Annotated in this window: 16 protein-coding genes; 5 read left to right on the top strand and 11 right to left on the bottom strand. The window is 73.6% G+C overall.

Annotated elements, in window-relative coordinates; genetic code table 11:
• The first annotated feature begins 241 nt into the window (after window positions 1-241).
• The 3 genes from FGE12_RS25635 (at window position 242) to FGE12_RS25625 (ending at window position 4,042) form a co-directional block, all read left to right on the top strand.
• Window positions 242-1,615, top strand: coding sequence for an FAD/NAD(P)-binding protein (locus tag FGE12_RS25635; RefSeq protein WP_153869239.1), 1,374 nt, complete (start codon window positions 242-244; stop codon window positions 1,613-1,615).
• 127 nt (window positions 1,616-1,742) lie between these two features.
• The gene (locus FGE12_RS25630) at window positions 1,743-2,351 is read left to right on the top strand and encodes a hypothetical protein (protein ID WP_153869238.1); all 609 of its coding nucleotides are present in this window, start codon (window positions 1,743-1,745) and stop codon (window positions 2,349-2,351) included.
• Between the two features lie 20 nt (window positions 2,352-2,371).
• Window positions 2,372-4,042, top strand: coding sequence for an RluA family pseudouridine synthase (locus FGE12_RS25625; RefSeq protein ID WP_194798278.1), 1,671 nt, complete (start codon window positions 2,372-2,374; stop codon window positions 4,040-4,042).
• Here the strand turns inward: FGE12_RS25625 and FGE12_RS25620 are convergent.
• Window positions 4,039-6,252: an ATP-binding protein gene (locus FGE12_RS25620; RefSeq protein WP_153869237.1), complete on the bottom strand. Its 2,214-nt coding sequence runs from the start codon at window positions 6,250-6,252 to the stop codon at window positions 4,039-4,041. The two genes, FGE12_RS25625 and FGE12_RS25620, sit on opposite strands and share 4 nt — an antisense overlap.
• 213 nt (window positions 6,253-6,465) lie before the next feature.
• Here FGE12_RS25620 and FGE12_RS25615 point away from each other — a divergent pair, with 213 nt between their 5' ends.
• A complete protein-coding gene (locus tag FGE12_RS25615; RefSeq protein ID WP_153869236.1) occupies window positions 6,466-9,336 on the top strand; it encodes a hypothetical protein in 2,871 nt (956 codons plus the stop codon).
• Window positions 9,337-9,352: 16 nt separating this feature from the next.
• Window positions 9,353-10,210: a hypothetical protein gene (locus FGE12_RS25610; protein ID WP_153869235.1), complete on the top strand. Its 858-nt coding sequence runs from the start codon at window positions 9,353-9,355 to the stop codon at window positions 10,208-10,210.
• Between the two features lie 3 nt (window positions 10,211-10,213).
• Here FGE12_RS25610 and FGE12_RS25605 read toward each other — a convergent pair whose 3' ends face one another.
• From FGE12_RS25605 to FGE12_RS25560, 10 genes are all read right to left on the bottom strand, one after another.
• Window positions 10,214-11,026, bottom strand: coding sequence for a class I SAM-dependent methyltransferase (locus FGE12_RS25605; protein ID WP_153869234.1), 813 nt, complete (start codon window positions 11,024-11,026; stop codon window positions 10,214-10,216).
• Between the two features lie 77 nt (window positions 11,027-11,103).
• Window positions 11,104-12,813, bottom strand: a complete 1,710-nt coding sequence (locus FGE12_RS25600; protein WP_153869233.1) for an NAD-dependent malic enzyme — start codon at window positions 12,811-12,813, stop codon at window positions 11,104-11,106.
• A gap of 171 nt (window positions 12,814-12,984) precedes the next feature.
• Complete coding sequence (locus FGE12_RS25595) at window positions 12,985-14,196, bottom strand: glycosyltransferase 87 family protein (protein ID WP_153869232.1); 1,212 nt, start codon at window positions 14,194-14,196, stop codon at window positions 12,985-12,987.
• Window positions 14,193-15,479 (bottom strand): glutamate-1-semialdehyde 2,1-aminomutase, encoded by a 1,287-nt coding sequence (gene hemL, locus FGE12_RS25590; RefSeq protein WP_153869231.1) that lies wholly within the window; start codon window positions 15,477-15,479, stop codon window positions 14,193-14,195. The genes FGE12_RS25595 and hemL overlap by 4 nt, the downstream gene beginning before the upstream one ends.
• A 125-nt stretch (window positions 15,480-15,604) precedes the next feature.
• Window positions 15,605-17,338: a hypothetical protein gene (locus FGE12_RS25585; protein WP_153869230.1), complete on the bottom strand. Its 1,734-nt coding sequence runs from the start codon at window positions 17,336-17,338 to the stop codon at window positions 15,605-15,607.
• 101 nt (window positions 17,339-17,439) lie between these two features.
• Window positions 17,440-18,360 (bottom strand): tetratricopeptide repeat protein, encoded by a 921-nt coding sequence (locus tag FGE12_RS25580; RefSeq protein WP_194798277.1) that lies wholly within the window; start codon window positions 18,358-18,360, stop codon window positions 17,440-17,442.
• Window positions 18,357-18,626 carry a hypothetical protein gene (locus FGE12_RS25575; protein WP_370459148.1) on the bottom strand — a complete coding sequence of 90 codons (270 nt, stop codon included), beginning with the start codon at window positions 18,624-18,626 and terminating at the stop codon, window positions 18,357-18,359. Before FGE12_RS25575 ends, FGE12_RS25580 begins: the two co-directional genes overlap by 4 nt.
• Before the next feature lie 106 nt (window positions 18,627-18,732).
• Window positions 18,733-19,104 carry a hypothetical protein gene (locus tag FGE12_RS25570; RefSeq protein WP_228531100.1) on the bottom strand — a complete coding sequence of 124 codons (372 nt, stop codon included), beginning with the start codon at window positions 19,102-19,104 and terminating at the stop codon, window positions 18,733-18,735.
• Window positions 19,105-19,271: 167 nt separating this feature from the next.
• On the bottom strand, window positions 19,272-19,790 hold the full coding sequence (locus FGE12_RS25565) for an HAD family hydrolase (protein ID WP_153869228.1): 519 nt from the start codon (window positions 19,788-19,790) through the stop codon (window positions 19,272-19,274).
• A 54-nt stretch (window positions 19,791-19,844) separates the two neighbouring features.
• Window positions 19,845-20,855 carry an MXAN_5187 C-terminal domain-containing protein gene (locus FGE12_RS25560; protein ID WP_194941164.1) on the bottom strand — a complete coding sequence of 337 codons (1,011 nt, stop codon included), beginning with the start codon at window positions 20,853-20,855 and terminating at the stop codon, window positions 19,845-19,847.
• Between the last annotated feature and the right edge of the window lie 9 nt (window positions 20,856-20,864).

The raw sequence follows: 20,864 nt of genomic DNA, 5'->3' as shown, positions 1-20,864 counted from the left end.
GGTGTGCAGCGCGCACGGTGCGGGCGCGCGAGCCCGGGCGCACGGCGAGCGGGGCGGCGCGGGGAGGGCACAGGGCCGCTGCTCTCGCGCGGATGCAGGGTCCGCCCGCGGACAGTGCGCGGCGCGCCGGCTGCCGAGAGGCCAGGCTCGGCGCCGCTCGCGCGCGCCGTGTGCAGCACCTCCCCCCGGTGGCGCAAAGGAGGCTTCCTCCGGGCCCCCGAGGCGCTACCTTGCGCGCACCATGTCCCAGCCCCTCTCCCCTCCCGCCGCCTTCGACCTCGCCATCATCGGGGCCGGTGCGAGCGGCACCCTGCTCGCGGCGGCGCTGCTGCGCACCGCGCGCACGCCGCTCCAGGTGCTGCTGCTGGAGCAGAGCGGGCGCTTCGGCCGCGGGCCCGCCTACAGCACCACCGAGCTGCAGCACCTGCTCAACGTGCCCGCGGGCAAGATGAGCGCGCTCGCGGATGACCCGGAGCACTTCCTGCGCTGGCTGCGCACGCAGGCGCCGGACACCCGGCCCACCGACTTCGTGCCCCGCGCGCGCTACGCGCTCTACCTGGACGCAGTGCTCGCCGAGGCGCGCGCGAAGGCGGCCCCCGGCGTGCAGCTCACCCAGCGCCACGCGCAGGTGCGCGGCCTGCAGCCCGGGGCCGGTGGCGTCACGGTGCAGCTCGAGGAGGGCGGCAGCGTGCGGGCCGCGCGCGCGGTGCTCGCGCTGGGCAACTTCCCGCCCGCGGCGCTCGCGGTGCCGGATGGCGGGCTCTACGCGAGTGAGCGCTACGTGGCGCTGCCCTGGGAGAGCGGCGGGCTCGAGGCGGTGGCGCCCGAGGAGTCGGTGCTGCTCCTGGGCTCGGGGCTGACGGCGGTGGACGTGGCGCTCTCGCTGCAGGCGCGCGGGCACACGGGCCCGGTGCACGCGCTCTCGCGCCACGGGCTGCTGCCCCAGGTGCACCGCGCGGGGGTGGCGCCCCACACCTTCGCGCCCGGAGCGCTGCGCGCGCGGGCGCTGCTGCGCGAGGTGCGCGCGGAGGTGCGCCGCGTGGAGGCCGCCGGCGGCGACTGGCGCGCGGTGGTGGACGCGCTGCGGCCGCACACGGTGCCGCTGTGGCAGCGGCTCGCGACCGCGGACAAGCGGCGCTTCCTGCGCCACCTGCGCGCCTACTGGGAGGTGCACCGCCACCGCATGGCGCCCGAGGTGGGCCGCGCCATCGCCGAGCTGCTCGCGGGCGGCCAGCTGCGCATCCACGCGGCGCACGTGCAGGCCTTCGCGCTCGAGGCGGACGGCGTGCGGGTGACGCTGCGGCGGCGTGGCGGCCCCGGCGTGCAGCACCTGCACGTGCAGCGCGTGCTCAACTGCACGGGGCCGGCCTCGCCGCTCGCGCAGCCGAAGGGCACGCTGGTGGGAGACCTGCTCGCGGGAGGGCTCGCGCGCGCGGACGCGCTGCGCCTCGGGCTGGACACGCGCGAGGGCGCGCTGGTGGATGCGCAGGGGAAGCCCTCCTCCGTGCTCTTCGCGCTGGGCGGGGTGCGGCGGCCCGAGCTGTGGGAGTCCACCGCCATCCCGGAGATTCGCACCCAGGCGCAGGCGCTCGCACAGCACCTGCTCGCGTCCTGAGCCACGCCCTCGAAAATCCGAGGCGCTGAGGCACGACACGCCCGTCATACCGCGAGCCTTTCCACGGCCTTGCAACGCCACCTTCCGTCGGAGCTGCCAGGCCCGCGTCTTGCTTTGCCGCGCGGCCATGACGCACGCAACGAAGTGGATTCCGCTGCTGGGCCTCCTCGCGCTCGCGGGCTGTCGCGACGAGGTGCTCGAGGTGGCGACGTACCGCGTCTCGGGCCACCTGGTCCCGGCCTATCCCGACCCCTGTGGCGAGTGCCCCCTCGGCCTGATGATGGAGGCGGTCCCCACGGGTACCGAGGGCCATGAGCAGCAGTGGCCGCCGTTCAGCGGCACCGCGAACGAGCGCGTCCGCTTCCGTCAGGGAGTGGAGCTGGTGGTCGAGATGGAGACGCGGCGCGTGGACGTCGGCGATGTCCAGGACGACCCCGGCATCCGCAAGCGCGTGCTGCGGGTGCTCGAGGAGCGGCCCGTCCCTGCGGGCACTCGCGTCACGATGCGCTTTCCGCGGACGCCGCCCGGCACCACGGAGCTGAAGTTCGCGCGCGTGGGCGAAGAGGTGCAGCTGCGCGACGGAGTGAGCACCGTGCGCGTCTGGTGCGTGGACCCCTCTCTCTGCGATCAGCTCGCGGCGCTGAAGCCGGGAGAGCAGGCCTTCGAGCTGGAGCTGAGCCACTCGGGCGTCGCGGACGGCCCGTTCACCGCCGAGGCGCTGCGGCTGACGCCCTGAATCCGTGGTACCGGGAGGGCGTGGAGCCCCTCTTCACGCCCCTGGAGCCGCAGCCGCACGCGAGCGAGCTCCCGCGCCCCTTCCCCAGCCCCTTCGACGCGCTGGGTCCGCACGCGCTCGCGCGCCGCGCGGCGGAGGAACTGCAGGCGCAGCTGCGGGCAGGCGACGTCGCTCCCGGCCTGAGCGCAGCGCTGCTCGACGCGCCCGAGGGCGGCAAGATGTTCGGCGTGCTCGTGGTGCGGGAGCCGGAGGGGCGCGTCGGCTTCCTGCGCGCCTTCTCCGGGATGCTCGCGGGGCGCTGGGACGTGGAGGGCTACGTCCCTCCCCTCTTCGACCGCGCGGCGCGCGAGCGCGTGGAGCCCGGGGCCGAGCGCGCGGTGAAGGCGCTGCTCGCCCGCGCCGAGGCGCTGCGCAGCTCCCCGGAGCTGCAGCAGGCGCGCGAGGAGGACGAGGCCCAGCAGCGCCGCCACGCCCAGGCGCTCGCCGCACTGCGGGCCACGCACGAGGCGCGCAAGCAGCAGCGCCACGCGCGCCGCCTGGAGCTCGCGGCGTCGGACGCGCGCTCGGCCGGGGCGCTGCGCGAGGCCCTCCACGCGCTGGACCAGGAGAGCCGCGGGGACAAGGCGGAGCGCCGCCGGCTCGAGGCCGCGCAGGAGGCCGAGCGCCGCGAGGTGGCGCCGCGGCGCGCGCGCCTCGAGCGCAGGCTGGGCGCGCTGGAGCGGCTGCGGCGCATCGTCTCGCGCGGCTTCATGCGCCGCATCCACGAGACCTACGTCATCCGCAATGCACGCGGCGAGCAGCGCCCCCTGCGCGCGCTCTACGCTCCGGCGGAGCCCCCTTCCGGCGCGGCGGACTGCGCGGCACCGAAGCTGCTCGCCTTCGCCTTCGCGCACGGCCTCACGCCTCTCGCGCTCGCGGAGTTCTGGTGGGGCGCACCGCCCGCGGCAGGAGGCCGCGCGTCGGGCGCGTACTACGGCGCGTGCCGGGACAAGTGCGGGCCGCTGCTGCCCTTCATGCTCTCGGGAGTGGAGGTCTCCCCGCCGCGCGCCTTCGCGCCGCCCGCGCTCGCGCCCGCCTCGCTGGAGGTGGTGTTCGAGGACGCGTGGCTCGTGGTGGTGCGCAAGCCGGAGGGGCTGCTCTCGGTGCCGGCGAAGGACCTCTCGCTCACGGACTCCGCGCTCGCGCGGCTGCAGGCGCGCTACCCGGGCGCCCGGCTCGCGCACCGGCTGGACCTGGATACGTCCGGGCTGCTGGTGGCGGCGCGCGACGAGCCCACGTACGTGAGCCTGCAGCGGCAGTTCGCCGGGCGCGAGGTGGACAAGCGCTACGTGGCGTGGGTGCAGGGGCCCGTGCGCGGCGAGCGCGGCACGGTCGAGCTCCCGCTGCGCGTGGACCTCGATGACCGGCCCCGGCAGATCCACGACCCGGTGCACGGCAAGCCCGCGGTGACGGAGTGGGAGGTGCTCTCGCGCGAGCCCTCCCGCACGCGCGTGGCGCTGTTTCCCCGCACGGGCCGCACCCACCAGCTGCGCGTGCACTGCGCGCATCCGCTCGGGCTCGGCGCGCCCATCGCCGGAGACCGGCTCTACGGCCACGCGGCCGAGCGGCTCTACCTGCACGCGGAGCGGCTCGGCTTCGTGCATCCCGCAACGGGCGAGCGGCTCGGCTTCGAGTGGCCCGCGCCCTTCTAGGAGCGCGCGGAGGCCTGCTCCACCACCTCCTGTGCCTGCGCGCGCCGGGGACGCCAGCGCGGCAGCTCGACGGTGAAGGTGGAGCCCCGCGCCAGCGCGCTCTGCACGCCGATGCGCCCGCCCAGGGCCTCGGCGCTGCGGCGCGCGAGCCACAGGCCCAGCCCCAGCCCGCCGTAGTGCCGCGAGTCCACCGCCCGGCAGAAGCGCTCGAGGATGCGCTCCTGGTCCTGCGGAGCGATGCCGATGCCGTGGTCGATGACCCGCAGCCACACCTGCTCGCGGTTCCCCTCGAGCTGGACGCGCAGCGGCTGCCCCGCTCCGAACTTGATGCCGTTGGACAGCAGGGCGCTCACGATCTGCGCGAGCTGCCGCGGGTCGCTCTCACCGTGGAGCGCCTCTCCCGGCTCGAAGCTCAGCTCGCAGTGCGCGCGCGCCGCGCTCTCGCGGAAGGCCTCGAGCTGCTCGGCCACGGCCTCCCGGAAGTCGAGCGGCGCGTAGCGGGGCTGCAGCTCGCCGGCGCTCAGCTGCTTCACGTCGAGCAGCTGGTTGCTCAGCTCCTCGGAGCGCCGCAGGGAGCGCTCCGCGGCGGCCACCGCGGGCAGGAGCCGCTCTGCCTCCACCGGCGTCTCCGCCGCGCCCGCCAGCAGGCGCTTGAGGCGCTGGAGGTGGATCTTCATCGCGGTGAGCGGGGTCTTCATCTCGTGGGCCGCGACCTGCAGGAAGTCCTCGCGCAGCGCGAGCGCCTCGCGCGCCTCGCGGGCGGCCCGCTCCGCGTCCTGGCGCGCCCGGGCCTCCTCCACCAGCAGGCGGCTGCGCTCGGCCTCCACGCGGCGCCGCAGCGTGATGTCGCGGAAGCTCCACACCCGCCCGACGATCTCCTCCCCCAGCCGCTGGGGACGCGAGTACTGCGCGAAGATGGACCCGCTCTTGAGCTCGACCTCGTCCGCACTCTCCAGCTCGGGGTGTGCATAGAGGTACGCCACCTTCGCGTTGAAGGTCGCGGGCGAGAGCAGTTGGTCCTGCACCCAGGCGAGCGCCCGCGCGTTGTCCCCACTCGCCACGATGTCGGGCGGCATGTGCCACAGCTCGACGAAGCGCTGGTTGATGAGGGTGATGCGATTGTTCCGGTCGACGACGAGCAGCCCGTCGGCGGTGGACTCCAGCGAGGAGTGCAGGAGCGAGAGCGAGCTCGCCAGCTCGTGCGTGCGCGCGGTGACCCGCTCCTCCAGGCTCCTGCGCTCCGCCTGCAGCGCGTGCTGCAGCCGGTAGCGCTCCTCGTAGGCGGCCGCGAGGACGAGGAAGATGGCGCTGCTGAGCGACAGCCGCACGTGGAACTCGGTGAACACGTGCGGCAGCGTGGCCAGGGCCGGCCGCAGCAGCGCCAGCGCGATGAACACCACCGCCCAGCAGAGGTTGCTGAGCACGGCGCCCCGCGAGCCCAGGCGCAGGCAGGCCCAGACCATGAGCGGCAGCATCGGGTAGGCCATGGACGTGGCCTGGTCGGGCCCGCGCACCAGCAGGAAGCAGGCGACGATGGCGGCCACGAAGGCCGCGAGCGCGAGCGGCAGCTCCCCACGGGCGAGCGGGGGCCCTGCCCGCCGGCCTCCCGCGAGCACCAGCATCAGGGGCACGACGAGGATCATCCCGGTGCTGTCCGCGACGAACCAGAGCCACAGCTCCCCCGCGAAGCTGAGCCCCGCGTTGGGTGCCCCGGCCAGCCACACCATGGCCTGCACGGTGACGGCCGAAAGGGCGGGAGCGACGAGCCCCAGCACGAGCGTGGCGAGGATGACGCCGCGGGTGCTGTAGGGCCAGTGGGCCGTGCCCGTCACTCGGCGCAGGAGCCAGGCGCACCCCACCGCCGAGAGCGCGCGGCCCGCTGCCGCGAGCAGGGCGACGAGCAGCCAGGGGGTCCGGGTGTCCACGGCGCCGTCGGCGAGCACGAATAACCAGGCGACGAAGACGGAGCCTGCCAGGATGGCAGGCCAGCGGGAGGTCCCCCGCAGCAGCAGGACCCCCAGGGCAAAGCCCGCCGCCGGCCAGAAGGTGACGACCCGGCCGTGGAGGCCGAGGAGGTGCCCCGCCCAGCCCAGCAGCACGTAACCCACCGCAATCGCCAGCAGCTCGAGGAGGTACGCGGCCGTGCGCGCCGCACCCCGCTGCCGCGGGCGCTGCTGCAGGCCCTGCTCCACCGCGTGCGCACGCAGCATCCCGCTCTGCTCCCCGTGCCTCAGGCCCCTGGAGAAGCTAAGCACCGCCCCATGGGAGGCGAGGCACCCTGGAGGTCGAGAGCGGGTCGCCTCGGGCCCGAGCGGCCAGGCAGTGCCCCTTCCTGCACTGGGCCCTGACCCCGCCGGACAATCGTGCGGGTGCGCACCTTCTGCGCACGCAGGCCTTCCGCGACCCACTCTGGGAGGTCCGCCATGCCGCCGGTCAAGCGCATCACCGATCTCACGCGCTACGCGAGCGTCCTGCCCTACGCGAGCGAGCTCTTCGGCATCTACCAGCCGCTGCTGGGCTGGCGCTCCGCCCGCATCCAGGCGCGCTACGCGCAGGGCCTGCAGCGCGACAAGCAGCGCGTGCTGCAGGCCCTCACCTCCGCGTTCGGGCCGGTGGTGGACCTGCGCCTGCGCGATGGCGCCCAGCTCGACGTGACGGTGGCGCCTGGTGTCCTCACGGGGGGCCGCCCGCGCCGCCCGGACAGCGTGGTCCTCGAGCGCATCGGGAGCGCCCTTCCCCCTTACGCCCAGTACACGCCCGCCGTGTGGCCGCAGGCCATCACCGCGGACCGCATCGACGTCATCCTCAAGAAGGACGTGCCGGCCTTCTACGCCGCCGCCTACGCCGAGCTGCGCAAGGCGGACAGCCCGGCGTTCGACGCCGCGGGCCGCAGCCGCAGCGCGGGCAGCGCCGGCGTGGGCACGGCGGCGCTCGAGCGCCAGCTCCAGTACGAGTCCTCGCTCGCCGGCGCGCTGCTCTACCTGGTGCGAAACAAGGACCACGCGGCGCTGGAGGCGCTCTTCTACAGCGTGCGCGACAGCGCGGAGCAGGCCGAGGCCCTGCAGCACGCGCTGAGCGCCGGGGACAGCGCCGAGGCCTACCTCGACCTCGAGCACCTCGACCCCACCGACCGCGAGCAGCTCAAGAACGTGGCCCTCTCGCCCATCAGCGTGGTGCACCTCTTCCGCCAGTACTTCTTCGAGCTGGACAGCTTCCTCGGCACCCCGGAGGGCCACGTGTGGCTGAGCCCCGGCTCGAGCGTGGAGCTGATCGAGGTCCACACCCGCAGGGTGAGCATCGAGAAGACCCTGGAGACCCTGCTCGAGACCACCGCCCGCTCGGAGAAGACCGTCACCGAGCAGGACGAGCTGAGCGAGGCAGTGAAGGAGGACAACGGCCAGGACATCAAGTTCGGCGCGAGCGTCACCGCTTCGTATGGCTCCATCGAGGCGAGCTCGAGCTTCGACTACGCCACCTCCCAGAAGCGCGCCCGCGAGACCACCCACAAGCGCATGCGCCAGCAGACCGAGAAGCTCTCCTCGGAGATCCGCAAGAGCTACAAGTCCACCTTCAAGACGGTGACCGAGCTCACCGACCTCTCCAGCACGAAGCACCTGCTCGCCAACACCACCTCCAAGCTCGTGAACTACGAGCTGCGCCGCAAGATGCGCCAGGTGGGCGTGCAGGTGCAGGACATCGGCACCTTCCTCTGCTGGCAGACCTACGTGGACGACCCGGGCCAGGCGCTCGGCCTCGCCAAGCTCATCCACATCGCGCCGCCCCCCGCGCTCGACGCCATCCCGCACCCGGAAGAGATTCCGATGCTGCAGCCCTTCCAGGAGTCGAAGATGGTGACCCTCCCCTTCATCTCGGTGGACGGCACCGACGCGGACAACGAGGGCGAGGTCTACGTCGACGGCGTCGAGGCGGACGACTCCGAGTGGTGGGGCCTGGGCACCGAGGAGCACATCCAGTCGGACTTCACCCAGACCTTCGTCGCGCCGAAGTCGGACTACGAGCTGACCAACGTCGAGTTCGACGCGCAGGGCCGCCCGGTGTCCCTCACGCGCACGGGCCCCATCGAGAACGCGAACGACCGCGCGAGCTTCGTGCTGCACCTGCACTCGGCCGACTTCCAGGGCCAGAACAGCGTGGAGGTGAAGCTCATCCTGCAGTGGTCACCCAAGCCCGGCGCCAACGACGCCATCGCCGCCCAGAACAAGGCCAACGTCGCCGCCTTCCAGGCGAAGGAGAAGGCCGCCTACGAGAAGGCCTACGTGGAGGCCGTGAAGGAGCGCGTGACGCTGGCGAGCAAGATTTCGCCGCGCCCGAGCCAGGACCTGCGCGAGGAGGAGCGCATCGTCGTGTACCGCAAGCTCATCCAGGAGCTGCTGCTCAACAAGGTGGACCTGCCGGACGACCGCACGCGCCACGTCGTCGCCGAGCTGCTCGACTCCATCTTCGACGTGGACAAGATGCTCTACTTCGTCGCGCCCGAGTGGTGGCGGCCGCGCCTGCACCGCAGCCGCCAGCAGCTGCAGGAAGCGCCGCAGGAGGTCAGGGACCCCCTCTTCGACACGGGCGCCGTCGGCGCCTTCCCGCAGCGCGCCCTGATGCGGCGGCTGCGCCACGGCGCCCTCAACGCGGGCGCGAGCAGCCTGCTGAGCGCGAGCACCGTGGGCTGGGGCGGCGTGGAGGACGCCACGCGCGACAACTACTTCATCACCGACGAGTCCGAGCCCGCCCGGCTGGGCAGCTCGCTCGGGTGGCTGCTGCAGCTGGACGGAGACAACCGCCGCAACGCCTTCCTCAACGCGCCGTGGGTGAAGGCGGTGATTCCCATCCGCCCCGGCAAGGAGGAGGCCGCCATCAACTGGCTGCGCGGCGTGGAGGGGATGGAGGGCATCACCGACGACGTCCTCTACCACGCGTCGAGCGAGGGCGAGGTGGACGTGCACGGGCAGCCGCTGGAGGGCCAGAAGCTGATCGACGTGCTGCGCGACCTCGCGAAGAAGATCGCGAGGAAACACGCCGAGGCGATGAAGACGGACACCTACCCCAAGCCGCAGGAGGTCTCGGACCCGGCGCTGGTGGACGACGAGAACACCGTCACCGCCACTCCGGTCGACCGGGTGTACGAGCACGGCTTCTTCCCGCTCGAGGGGGGCTTTCGCGCCAACGTGGGCAAGGACTACGAGATCTTCGACCAGTGGCTCGAGATCCTCCCCACCGATCAGACCGTGCCCGTGGAGGTGCGCTACGACCCGCGCACCGGCCGGATGATCGAGGAATAGGCCGGACGGGCGCGCCATGGCCAAGCGCGAGATCCGCATCAGCTTCTTCTACACGGACCAGTCCGTGCTCGACTTCACGCGCCTGAAGCGGCGGCTCGACGAGATGGTCAAGTCCGCGAACGACTTCTTCGGCAAGTACAAGCTGCGGCTCGACACCTTCCCGTTCCCCTACAACTACCTGGCCTACAAGGACGCGTTCGTCCTGCGCGAGTACGACGGCATCGAGCCCGACGTCGGCATGGATCTGCTCAAGAAGCACATGGACGAGGACACCGCGCGCGACAAGGTCCTGGACGCCGAGGAGGACGACCCCAACACGAGCGCCGCGCGGCGCGTGGAGCTCCGGGCCCTGCGCAAGGCGCTGAACGCACAGGTCCAGGCCCGCGTCTGGGAGGGCTTCAACAGCTCGGCGGAGCACGACGTCCGGATGGCGCTCGCCCAGCGCTTCGCCAGCAACAAGACGCTGAAGAAGTACGAGCGCGCGTGGAGGAAGGCGCCGAGGCTGCCGGTCGTGCTGTGCAAGTTCGTGAGCCTGCCTCAGCACTCGCTGCTCAATCAGGAGACGATCGGGCAGTACACGCCTGCGCTCAGCGCGGAGAAGGCCCGGTCCTACCGCCAGTTCAAGAAGCGCGTCCCCACGTTCGTCCAGCCCTACGTCCTGCTGGACATCACCCAGGCGAACTGGGTCGCGCTCGCACACGAGATCGTGCACGGCAATGGCCACGTCCACCCCGAGGGCACTCTCGGTGGCCTCTACGACGGTCCGGCCGAGTCGATCATGAACTACTCCGCCTACGACCTGACGCCGAGCAAGGCCATCCTGGAGGAGGCCGACCAGAAGTTGCTGGAAGTGGCGTTCTTCGTGAGGGGGTGACGCCTAGCGCGGCACCTCGACGACCAGGGCCTGCATGCGGGCTTCGACGGGGCCAGGGCCGTACCGTCGGGTAAGCCCCTCGGCGACGGCGTCGGTCGCGGCGGCCAGCGCCGTGGCGTCGCGCGCGTCGATCTCGTTGCGCAGCGGCGTTCCCTGGCAGAAGGCGACGGCCACGGAGCGCGGACCGGTCGCGCGGCTGGAGAAGGTCACCACGTCGATGCTCGGCGTGGACGCGAAGCCGGCCGCCGCGAGGTGGGCACGAATCGCCGCGGCGTCGCAGTAGCCATGGGGCGCACGGGCCATGAACCTTGGTGGGTCCGCCGGGAACACGCGGGCGAGCTCGAGCGTGACCGCCTCGGCGAAGCCGTTGTCCTCGATGCGGTCCCACACGCTGAAGAGGAAGCGCCCACCGGGCGCGAGCACCCGCCGCGCCTCGGCGAAGGCGCGCGCCTTGTCGGGGAAGAACATCGCGCCGAACTGGCAGACCACGGCATCGAAGGCGCCGTCGTCGAAGGGCAGCGACATCGCGTCTGCCACACGCCAGTCCACCGCGCGCGCGGTGCCACGGGACTTCGCCTGCTCCACCATCGGCGCGTTGAGGTCGGAGGCGACGAGCGTGCTCGAGGCCGGCAGGCGCGTGGCGAGGACGCGCGTGACCGCGCCCGTGCCCGCCGCGAGCTCCAGGACACGCGACGGCTGCGACCGGAGCACGCGCCTCGCCAGGTCCTCGGCGTACGGCTGGAAGATGAGCGGCACGAGCTCGCGCTCGTACACCGCGGGGATCGAGGCGTCGAAGCGCTGGTCCAGCGTCGCCATGTCTACCCCTTCCCTCACCCCGCCCCTCTCCCAGCAGGAGAGGGGACAGGTGCAACCCGATTGCGTCTGCGAGGAGGCTACTTCGCGCGCCGCACCGGCAGGAACTCCGGCTTCCAGCGCTCCTTCTCGAGCCAGCCCTCGAGGTCATCCGGGAGCTTGCGCCCGGTGACGCCGTCCTTCTGCGCCTGGCGCAGCACCGCGAGCGCCACGCTGCGGCTCGCCGCGCGCAGGGAGCTCATGCGCGGGTAGAGCGCGCCGAGCTGCAGCCGGTCCTGGGGCAGGAACTCCGCGAGCGCCACGCTTGCCGCCACCAGCATCCCGTCCGTCACCTGCCGCGCGCGGCTGAGCAGCACCGCCTGGCCCAGGCCCGGGAAGATGAACGCGTTGTTGCCCTGGCCCACCGGGCGCTCGGTGTCCCCCAGCCGCACGTTGGGGAAGGGGCTGCCGGTGGCTACCAGCGCGCGCCCCTCGGTCCACTTCAGCACGTCCTCGGGCAGCGCCTCGGTGTTCGCCGTGGGGTTGGAGAGCGCGAAGACGAGCGGCGTCGGCGTGTGGGCCGCGGCCGCGCGCACCACGTCCTCGCCGAAGGCGCCGCGCTGGCCGCTCAGGCCCAGCAGCACCGTCACGCGCGCACCCTGCACCGTCTCCAGCAGGCTGGGGATGGCACCTGCGCGCTTCCAGTCCGCCACGCGCGCCGGGTCCTGCGCGAACTCGCGCTTGTAGGGCTCGAGCCCCTTGCGGTCCGTGAGGATGAGCCCCTTGGAGTCCAAGAGGAAGATGCGCCGGCGCGCCTCCTCCGCGCTCGTCCCCTCGCGCTGCATCCCGCGCACCACCTGGCGCGCCACGCCCACCCCGCCCGCGCCCGCGCCGTGCACCAGCACGACCTCGTCCGAGAGCCGGCGCCCCGTGCGCTTGCCCGCGGCGATGAGCCCCGAGAGCACCACCGCGCCGGTGCCCTGGATGTCGTCGTTGAAGGAGGGCAGCGCGCCGCGGTGGCGCTCCAGCACGTCGAAGGCCTTCTGCTTGCTGAAGTCCTCCCACTGCAGGAGCGCATTGGGGAAGCGGCGCCGCAGCGCGGCGACGAAGGCATCCACCAGCGCGTCGTACTCGGGCCCCTCCATGCGCGCGCGGCGCACGCCGAGGTACAGCGGGTCCTCGATGAGCTCGGTGCGGTTCGTCCCCACGTCCAGCACCACCGGCAGCGCGAGCGCCGGGTCGATGCCGGCCGCCGCGGTGTACAGGCTCAGCTTGCCGATGCAGATGGCCTGCCCGCCGTAGCCCTGGTCGCCGATGCCCAGGATGCCCTCGCTGTCCGTGGCCACCACCAGCTGCACCTCGGGCTGCGGCAGCTCCGCGAGCATCGCGTCCAGCTGGCCCACGTTCTCCGGGCTCACCACCAGCCCGCGCGGCGTGCGCCACAGGCGGCTGAACTGCTCCACGCCCTGCGCCACGGTGGGCGTGTAGATGACCGGCATCATCTCCTCGATGTGCCGCTCCACCAGCGCGTAGAAGAGCACCTCGGAGCTGTCCTGCAGGGTGCGCAGGTACACGTGCTTCTGCAGCGCGGTGGGGCTGGTCTCGAAGGCGGCGTAGCAGCGCGCGAGCTGCTCCTCGAGCGTCTCCACGCGCGGCGGCAGCAGGCCCATGAGGCCGAGCGCCTTGCGTTCCTCCAGCGTGAAGGAGGTGCCCTTGTTCAGGAGCGGGTGACGGGCGACGAGGTGTCCGGGCAGCGAGGTCTCCAACCAGCTGCGGCCCTCGGAATCGTGCTTCTTCTCGTAGGCGGTCATCAGAGGCTCCGATTGCCATGCTCTGCCTTGTAGGAGACAGAGAAAAGGGCTGACGCGGGCCGCCAACGCAGTGCAACGAAGGCTGCTCGCACGCTCTCCGGAGGGCTCCAGGACGGGATGAGGGGCGCTCGATGACGCTACGCATCACGCGCGGCGCGGGGCCATGCGACCTCAACGCAATGTGTCAACTCGTCCTCCCTCTCCCTCTGGGAGAGGGTCGGGGTGAGGGACGTGCGCTCTCACCTGAGCCCCACCGGCCAACAGCGCGCAGAGCAGCGCGAGCAGCCCCATCAGCTTGTGCCCGACGAAGTAGAGGAACGCCGCCCGGCCCGCGACGTCGTAGACGAGCGCGCCCACGAGCGCAGCGCCCACGGGCAGCGCGAGCGCGAGGCCCGGGAGCCACGCGGGCGGCGCGAGCGCGGCGCGCGTGCGCAGCAGCAGGAAGAGCAGCGGCAGCAGCCCGAGCAGCGCCGTGCGCCAGCCGAGCGGGCTGAGCAGCGCGGTGAGGTAGAGGGCGGACGCGGTGAGCAGCTGCGCCTGCGCGGCGCCGCGCAGCCGCGCGAGGCCGTACGCGAGCGCCCCGAGCGCGAGCAGCGCGATGCCGCTCCCCACGGCGAGGAAGCCCGCGCTGCCGGGCGCCCCCGCCCAGTCACACGCCATGCCCCACGCGCTCTCGTTGTCCACCGCGCACAGGAGCCCCGGCGTGGAGCCGGAGAGCAGCGCGCGCCACGCGGAGAGCTCGGCGAGGTTCCCCGCCCAGCCATAGCGCAGCGCCCCGGCGAGCAGCCCGCCCACGAGCCCCAGCGCGAGCCCCGCGAGCCTGCGCCCCTGCCCGAGCAGCAGCGCCGCGGCGGCGAGCAGGAGGAAGGGCGGCTTGAAGAGGCACGCGAGCGCGAGCAGCAGCCCTGCGGGAAGCGCCCTCCCTTCCGCATGCAGTCGCTCGCTCTCCAGCGCGAGCCACAGCAGGAGCAGCTCGCACTGCCCCACCGCGAAGTGGTGGCGCAGGAAGGGCAGCACGCACAGCAGCGCGAGCGCCTCGCGCCCCATCGAGCGCCCGCCGCCGTACAGCCGCGCGCCGAGCGCGAGCACGCGCAGGGCGAGCCCGCAGCAGATGAGCAGCCACACGAGGCTCGCGGCGCGGGGCGGCAAGAGTCCCAGCGGCCCGAAGCCCAGCGCCACGAGCGGCGCGTACTTGAAGGCCATCAGCCCGTCGGAGGCGCGGTAGAGCGCCTCGCCGGCGAGCGCGCGCGCCCCGGCGGTGTGGAAGACCTGGAAGTCCTCCTGCGCCTTGAAGCCCCACGCGTGCAGCGCGAGCAGCAGCACGCCCGCGCCGAGCAGCGCGCGGGCGAGCCGCGGCGAGGGAGCGCGCAGCAGCCGGCTCACGCGACGGCGGCGAAGGCCTTGCGCGCGGCGGCGAGCACGTGCGCCACCTCCGCGTCGCCGATGGCGAGCGAGACGAACGCGGCCTCGAACTGGCTCGGCGGCAGGTACACGCCCGCCTCCAGCATCGCGTGGAAGAAGCGGCCGAACTTCGCCGTGTCCGCCTTCTTCGCGCTCGCGTAGTCGAAGACGGGCTCGGGGGTGAAGAACACGGTGAGCATGCTGCCCACGCGGTTCACCGTCACCGGCACGCCCGCGCGCTTCGCCTCCGCGGCGAGTCCCTCGCCCAGCTGCGCGCTCACGCGCTCGAGCCTCTCGTAGGTGCCCGGTGCGCCGAGCGCCTCGAGGGCTGCGAGCCCCGCAGCCACCGCCACCGGGTTTCCGGAGAGGGTACCGGACTGGTACACGGGGCCCTCCGGCGCAATCTTCGCCATCACCTCGCGCTTGCCGCCGTAGGCGCCCAGCGGCATGCCGCCGCCCAGCACCTTGGCGAAGGTGGTGAGGTCCGGGGCGAGCCCGAAGCGCTCCTGCGCGCCGCCCTTCGCGAGCCGGAAGCCGGTCATCACCTCGTCCAGCACGAAGAGCACGCCGTGCTTGCGGCAGAGCGCCTGCAGCCCCTCGAGGTAGCCCTCGCGCGGGATGAGCACGCCCATGTTGCCCACCACCGGCTCGATGATGGCGCAGGCAATCTCACTGCCCCGCTCGGCGAAGAGCCGCTCCACTGCGGGGAGGTCGTTGAAGGGGGCGGTGAGGGTGAGCTTCGCGAGCGCCGCGGGCACGCCCGGCGAGTCGGGCAGGCCCAGCGTCTCCACGCCGCTGCCGGCCTTCACGAGGAAGGGGTCGCCCGCGCCGTGGAAGCAGCCCTCGAACTTGAGGATGAAGTCGCGGCCGGTGTGCCCGCGCGCGAGCCGGATGGCGGCCACGGTGGCCTCGGTGCCGCTGCTCACCAGGCGCACCTTCTCCACCGAGGGCACGGTGGCGCAGATGCGCTCGGCGAGCTCCACCTCGAGCGGGCTGGGCGCGCCGAAGGAGGTGCCCAGGCGCGCCGCCTTCACCAGCGCGTCCACGATGGGCGGGTACGCGTGGCCGAGGATGAGCGGGCCCCAGCTGCCCACCAGGTCCACGTAGCGGTTGCCGTCCACGTCGGTGAGCCAGGCGCCCTCGCCCTGGCGGAAGAAGACGGGGTCGCCGCCCACGCCGCGGAACGCGCGCACGGGCGAGTTCACCCCGCCCGGGATGCGCGCCTGGGCGCGCGCGAAGAGGGCCTTGCTCTGGGAGTGGTTCATGGCGCCGAGCCATACCACGCGCGGGCCCCGCTCCATTCCTGCACGAGGAGCGCGCACCCCACCCGCGCTCAAGCGAGCGACAATTTCCCCTCTCGGGCGGGGCTGCCCACCGTGCAGCCGTGCGCCTAGCGGCTCGCGCGCGGCATCAGCTCGGGCGGCAGCAGCGCGGGGGCGCTCGCGGTGAGCGCACCCACGTGCAGCAGGCCGTGGAAGCCCTCGCCGGAGGCCTGCGGGAACAGCTCCACGCTGAGCGCCTTGCCGGGCGCCGAGTAGCTCTGCTCGGTGGGGGCGGCGGCGTACACGCGGCACTCGGGGCCGCCGTGGCGGTTCACGCCGCAGGTCCAGCGGGTGCCGCGCGAGAACGCGGTGTCCAGCGCGCGCACGTCGACGCCCGCCTTCGCGAGCCGGTGGCCGAAGGGCTGGAAGCTGCGGCTCCAGGGCGCGCCGGAGGCGTCCACGCGCACGTGGTAGTTGCCGCCCAGCGCGAGCAGCGTCGCCTCGGGGTGCGCCTTGCGCTGCGCGAGCAGCAGCTGCGCCACGGCCTCCTCGCGCGCGTTGCCCTTGAGGCCGCGCGCGTCGTAGGCCACCACCTGCACGGGCTTGCCCGCGGCGCGCCAGTGCCGGGCGCGCTCGAGCAGCACCAGCAGCGCGCGGCTGCTGCGCCCGTCGCGCGGCACCTGGCGCCACGAGGCCTCCGAGCGCAGCGCGTCCTGCGCGGCGCGGCTCCCGTCGCTCGCGAGGAAGGTGTCCAGCGCGCCCTGCTCCTCGCGCGGCAGCGACACGGCGAGCACCACGCTGCGCCCGCGCTCGAGCAGCTGGCAGGCCATGTTGCCCACGGCGCTGGGCACCTCGCGCGTGCCCAGCGGCTCGCCCACCAGCACGGTGGTGCCGGCGCCCGCGAGCGCGTCCAGCCCGCGCACGGGCTCGCCGCAGCCGGGGCCGTGGAAGAAGGGCATGCCGCCCGCCTCGCTCTCCCACGTGAGGCTGAGGGGCGCCGCGCCCTCGCCCGCGGGCTTCGGGGGCAGGTCCGCGGCGCCGCCGGTGAACTCGAGCGAGGGGAACTGCTCGAGCCGCTGCACCAGCTCCTTCTCGAAGACGAAGTCGCGCACGCCGCGCTCGTTGCGCCCGCGCAGCTCGTCCTGGCTCGGCATGCCGTACTGGTTCGAGAAGCGCGGGTCGCGGTCCATCGCGCGCTGGTTCGCGCCCGCGGGCAGCAGCGCCGAGGTGGGCGAGATGCGCCCCTCCTGCGTGCTGCGCTCGCGCTGCGACTCGCGCTCCTCGCCGCGGCGCTCCGCCTCCAGCCCCGAGGCCACCCACTGCTGCCAGCCGCCCGCGGCCGAGTCCGCCACCGAGCCGTGGCCCTTGCCCTCGCTGCGCGGCCCGGGCGCGCGCAGCGCCGTGCGGATGAGGTCGTTGTCCATCTGGCCGGGGCGGTACTCCTCCTCCCGGTCGATGCGGAAGAGGCGCACCACGCTGTGCTTCGCGTCCAGCGCCTGGCCCTGGATGTAGTAGCGGCGCAGCTGGTAGCTGCCCACGTAGCTCCCGCCCGCGCCGGTGGGGCGGCCGACGACGCGCCAGCGCGTCATCAGCTGCGTCTCGTCCTTGAAGGGCTCCACGTCGAAGTCGTGCGCCTCGAGCACCTCCTGCGCCGCGGCGAGCGCCTCGTCGAGCGGGTAGAGGTACACGTGCTCGCCCGCGGGCTCCGCGTCGGCGCCGGGGTAGAGCAGCGGCCGGCTCGTGCTGGCGGCCGCGACCGGCTCCGCCTTCGTGCCCCCGGCGCCGTGTCCACAGGCGAGCGGCGCGGCGGCGGTGAGCAGCAGGCCGAGGCCTCCTGCAGTGCGGATGAGGCGCTTCGTCATGGTGGATCCCCCTCGCTCACGGCCGGAGCGGCCGCTTGCGGAACGGCGCGCGCGCACGCGGCATATCGCGAAAGACCGGAGACGCGGGCGAGCGGCACGGCTCAGTCGCCGTGGTCGCTCGCCGCCTCGGACGCGTTGCCGCCCACCGCCTCGAGCGAGGAGCGCGCGGCGCGCACGGGCGGCTTGGCGAAGGCGGCCTTGCGGTCGCCCACGCCCTCCGCCGTGGTGGCGGCGATGCGGCGGCGGGCGCGCGCGATCGCGTCCTGCACCACCGCGGGCTTGGGATGCGTCTTGAGCGCGGCGACCCAGATCTCGATCGCCTTCTCGTTCTCCCCCGCCTCGGCGCGCAGCTTGCCCATCTCGAAGGCCGCGTGCGGGGCGAGCTCGGAGTCGGGGAAGCGGGCCATGAGGTCCGCGAAGGTGCGGCTCGCCTCCTGGCGCTTGCCGTCCATCATCGAGAGCGCCTGCGCCTGCAGGAACAGCGCGTCGTCCACCAGCGCGCTCGTCGCGTAGCGCTCGGCCACCTTGCGCGCCTCCAGCTCGCACTGCGCCCAGTTGCCCAGCTCGAAGTAGAGCTTGGCCACCTGGTACTGCAGCTCGGCGCCCTGCGGCGGGTTGCGCGCGAGCGCCGCCGTGAGCTGGTCGATGGCGCCGCGCAGGTCGCCGTAGTGCATGCGCAGCAGGTCCGCCAGCACCACGCGCGCCTCGTTCGCCTCGGGGGACTCGGGCGCCTGGAGGATGAGCTCCTTGTAGACGCTCACCGCCTCCTTCACCTTGCGCTGCTCGAGCCAGTACACGTCCGCCGCGGCCTTGAGCGCGCGCGCCCGCAGCACGTTGGCGCGCTCGGAGTCGTCGCGGCGCAGCGCATCGATCGCCTTGCGGTACTCCACCAGCGCCTCGTCCGGGCGCTTCTCGAAGGTGGCGTCGCGCGCGCGCGCCAGGTGCTCCTCGGCGCCCTCGCGGCAGCCCGCCAGGGGCGCCGCCACCAGCAGCAGCAGGGCCGCCCCGAGCGCGCGCCTCACTGGCAGGCCTCCGGCACCACCGTCACGCAGTTGGAGTCCTCGCACTTCACGCACTCGCGCTCGCTGCTCACGTCCGTGGTGCACACGAAGACGCGGCTGCCGCGCGGGCAGTCCTCGGACTGGATGCAGCGGAAGGAGCCGCCGTCCGGCTCGAGCACCGGCTCGGTGTGCGAGCCGCAGACCTGGAGGTCGTTGCAACCCAGCAGCCCGAGCCCCAGCAGGGCGGGCGCGAGCAGGGTCTGAAGGGGGCGCTGCCGCAGTCTCACGGCGCGCAGTTCTACCCGCATTCGCGGGGTGCGTCACTGAAACGGCCGGGCGGAGGCCTGCCCTCCCGGCTGCCCTCCAGGCATCACGCCGGAGGGCGCCCGGGCGCTAGTCCTCGCCGCCGTGGCGGCGCTGCCGGCCCGAGGTGAGCACCGTGTCGGCGCTCGCCACCCGGCGCCGCTTCAGCCCGCGCGCCTTCTCCTGCATCCGGTCCATGTAGGCGACCATCGCCTCCAGGTGGGCGCCGGACTGCTGCGTGTGGATGGCGCTCACCTGCTTGTGGCGCCGCCCCAGCTCGGCCCACAGCTGCAGCTGGGCCTGGTTCCCCAGGAGCCGGTCCTCCACCGAGTCGAGCGCCGCGTCCATCTGCTCGCCCTCGGCCGTGAGCGCGGCGAGGCGCGCCTCGGACTCCGCATCCGTCCGGCCCGAGCAGCCGCTCGCCGCGAGCCCCAGCAGCGCGAGCGCGAGTGCGCGGCCCATGAACGTCCCCCTTTTCCCCACCATCACCCACCTCGCTCGAAGGCCGTTGGCCGCGGCGGACGCCCGCGGATGGAGGCCAAGCTAGGGAGCCCTCGCTGGGGGGACAACCGGGCGTGGAGGGGCAACTGCCCGCAAGCGGACGCTCGCGGGGAGGGGCCGGAGCGGATCTAGGACCCGGGGGCAGGCGGACGGTGGCGCAGGATGAACTCGCACACCTCGCGCGCCGCGCCGAAGCCCGCCGGGCGCTGGGCGACGTAGTGCACGCGCGCGCGCACCTCGTCCGGGGCCTCGGGCGGCGCGGCGCTGAAGCCCACGGCCTGCAGCAGCGGCAGGTCCACCGTCTCGTCGCCCATGTAGCCGCAGGCCTCCGCCGTGACGCCCAGCAGCTCGAGCAGCCGCTCGAAGTGGGCCACCTTGTCCTGGCTGCCGAAGTGCACGTGCTTGATGCCCAGCGACTGCATCCGCATCTGGGCGCTGAGGCTGTCCCCGCCGCTGATGGCCGCGCAGGTGAGCCCCGCCTCCTGCAGGCGCTTGATGCCCATCCCGTCGCGCACGCTGTACTGCTGCGTCCAGCCGCTGTTGGGCACCCAGAAGATGCGCCCGTCGGTGAGCGTGCCGTCGATGTCGAAGATCATCACCTGCAGCCGCGCCACGCGCGCCTTGAGGCTCTCCAGGTCCTGGTTCATCGCTGCCCGCGCTCCCCGCTGCTCGAGGGCCCGGCCGCGCGCCTCAGGAAGGGCCTACTTCGGCACCGCCTTGAGCACGGCCTTGCCGTCCTTGATCACGACCTTGAACTCCACGGCCTTCGCGTTGTGCTGGCGCATCAGCTCCGGCACCTGGCGGCGCAGCGTGCCGGCCACCGACTCGAAGGAGAGCTTGGAGGTGTCCTCCTGGCAGCGGCGCTTCGCCGTGACGTAGGCGTCGTAGACCGCGCGCAGCTTGTCGTCCGAGATGCCCGGGGCGCTGCCGCCGGCACTGGCCGGGGCCGCGGGGCGCGCGGCGGCGGGCGCAGGGGCGCGCGGCGCAGCGACGCCGGGCGAGGCCGGGGACAGCGGCGGCCCCAGCGCCACCGCGCGCATCGGCGGAGGGGTGGGCGTGGAGGGCAGCGGCGGCGAGGCGGCGGCGGCCGGCGCGCGCAGCCCCGGGGGCGCGCTGCCGGTGCCGGGCCGGGTGGTGGACGGGATGGCCGGCGCGGGCGGCACGCTGACCGCAGAGCTCGCCGCCGCGGCGGCGAGCGGGGACGTGGAGGGGCGCGCGGCGGGCGGAGCCAGCGGGGCCACCGGCTGGGGCAGCGGGGCCATGGGGGCCTCGAGCGCGGCGAGCGCCTGGTCCACGTCGAAGTCCGAGTCGTCCTCCAGCTCCACCGGCGCGCGCGGGGCGTCGGTCTGGGCGGGAGGCCGCGGGTTGCTCTCGCGGACGGCGGCGCGGCGGCGCGCCTTGATCAGGTCGCGCTTGTAGGTGCCGGACTCGATCTCCTGCATCGTGCGCGCCCAGAGCCGCTCGTAGGTGAGGAACTTGGCCTGCAGGCTCTGCACGCGGAACTTCATCGCCGTGTTGCGCACGAAGCCCGTCTGCAGCTTGTTCACCCGCTTCTTCAGCGCCTCGTGCGTGCGCAGCGGCGGGTGGCGCTCGGCGCCCAGGAAGTACTGCTCGTAGGCCGCCTTGAGCGCGGCGAGCTCTGCCTCGAGCTCCTCGCATTCGTGGAGGAGGCTCTCGGGATTCTTCACCTTGGCGGGCTCGGACGGCGGCATGCGGAGGAC

It is taken from the genome of Aggregicoccus sp. 17bor-14 (genome assembly GCF_009659535.1).
GTDB lineage: Bacteria > Myxococcota > Myxococcia > Myxococcales > Myxococcaceae > Aggregicoccus.
Note: the sequence above shows the minus strand (reverse complement) of the source record. Positions and strands in the feature narration are given on the sequence as shown.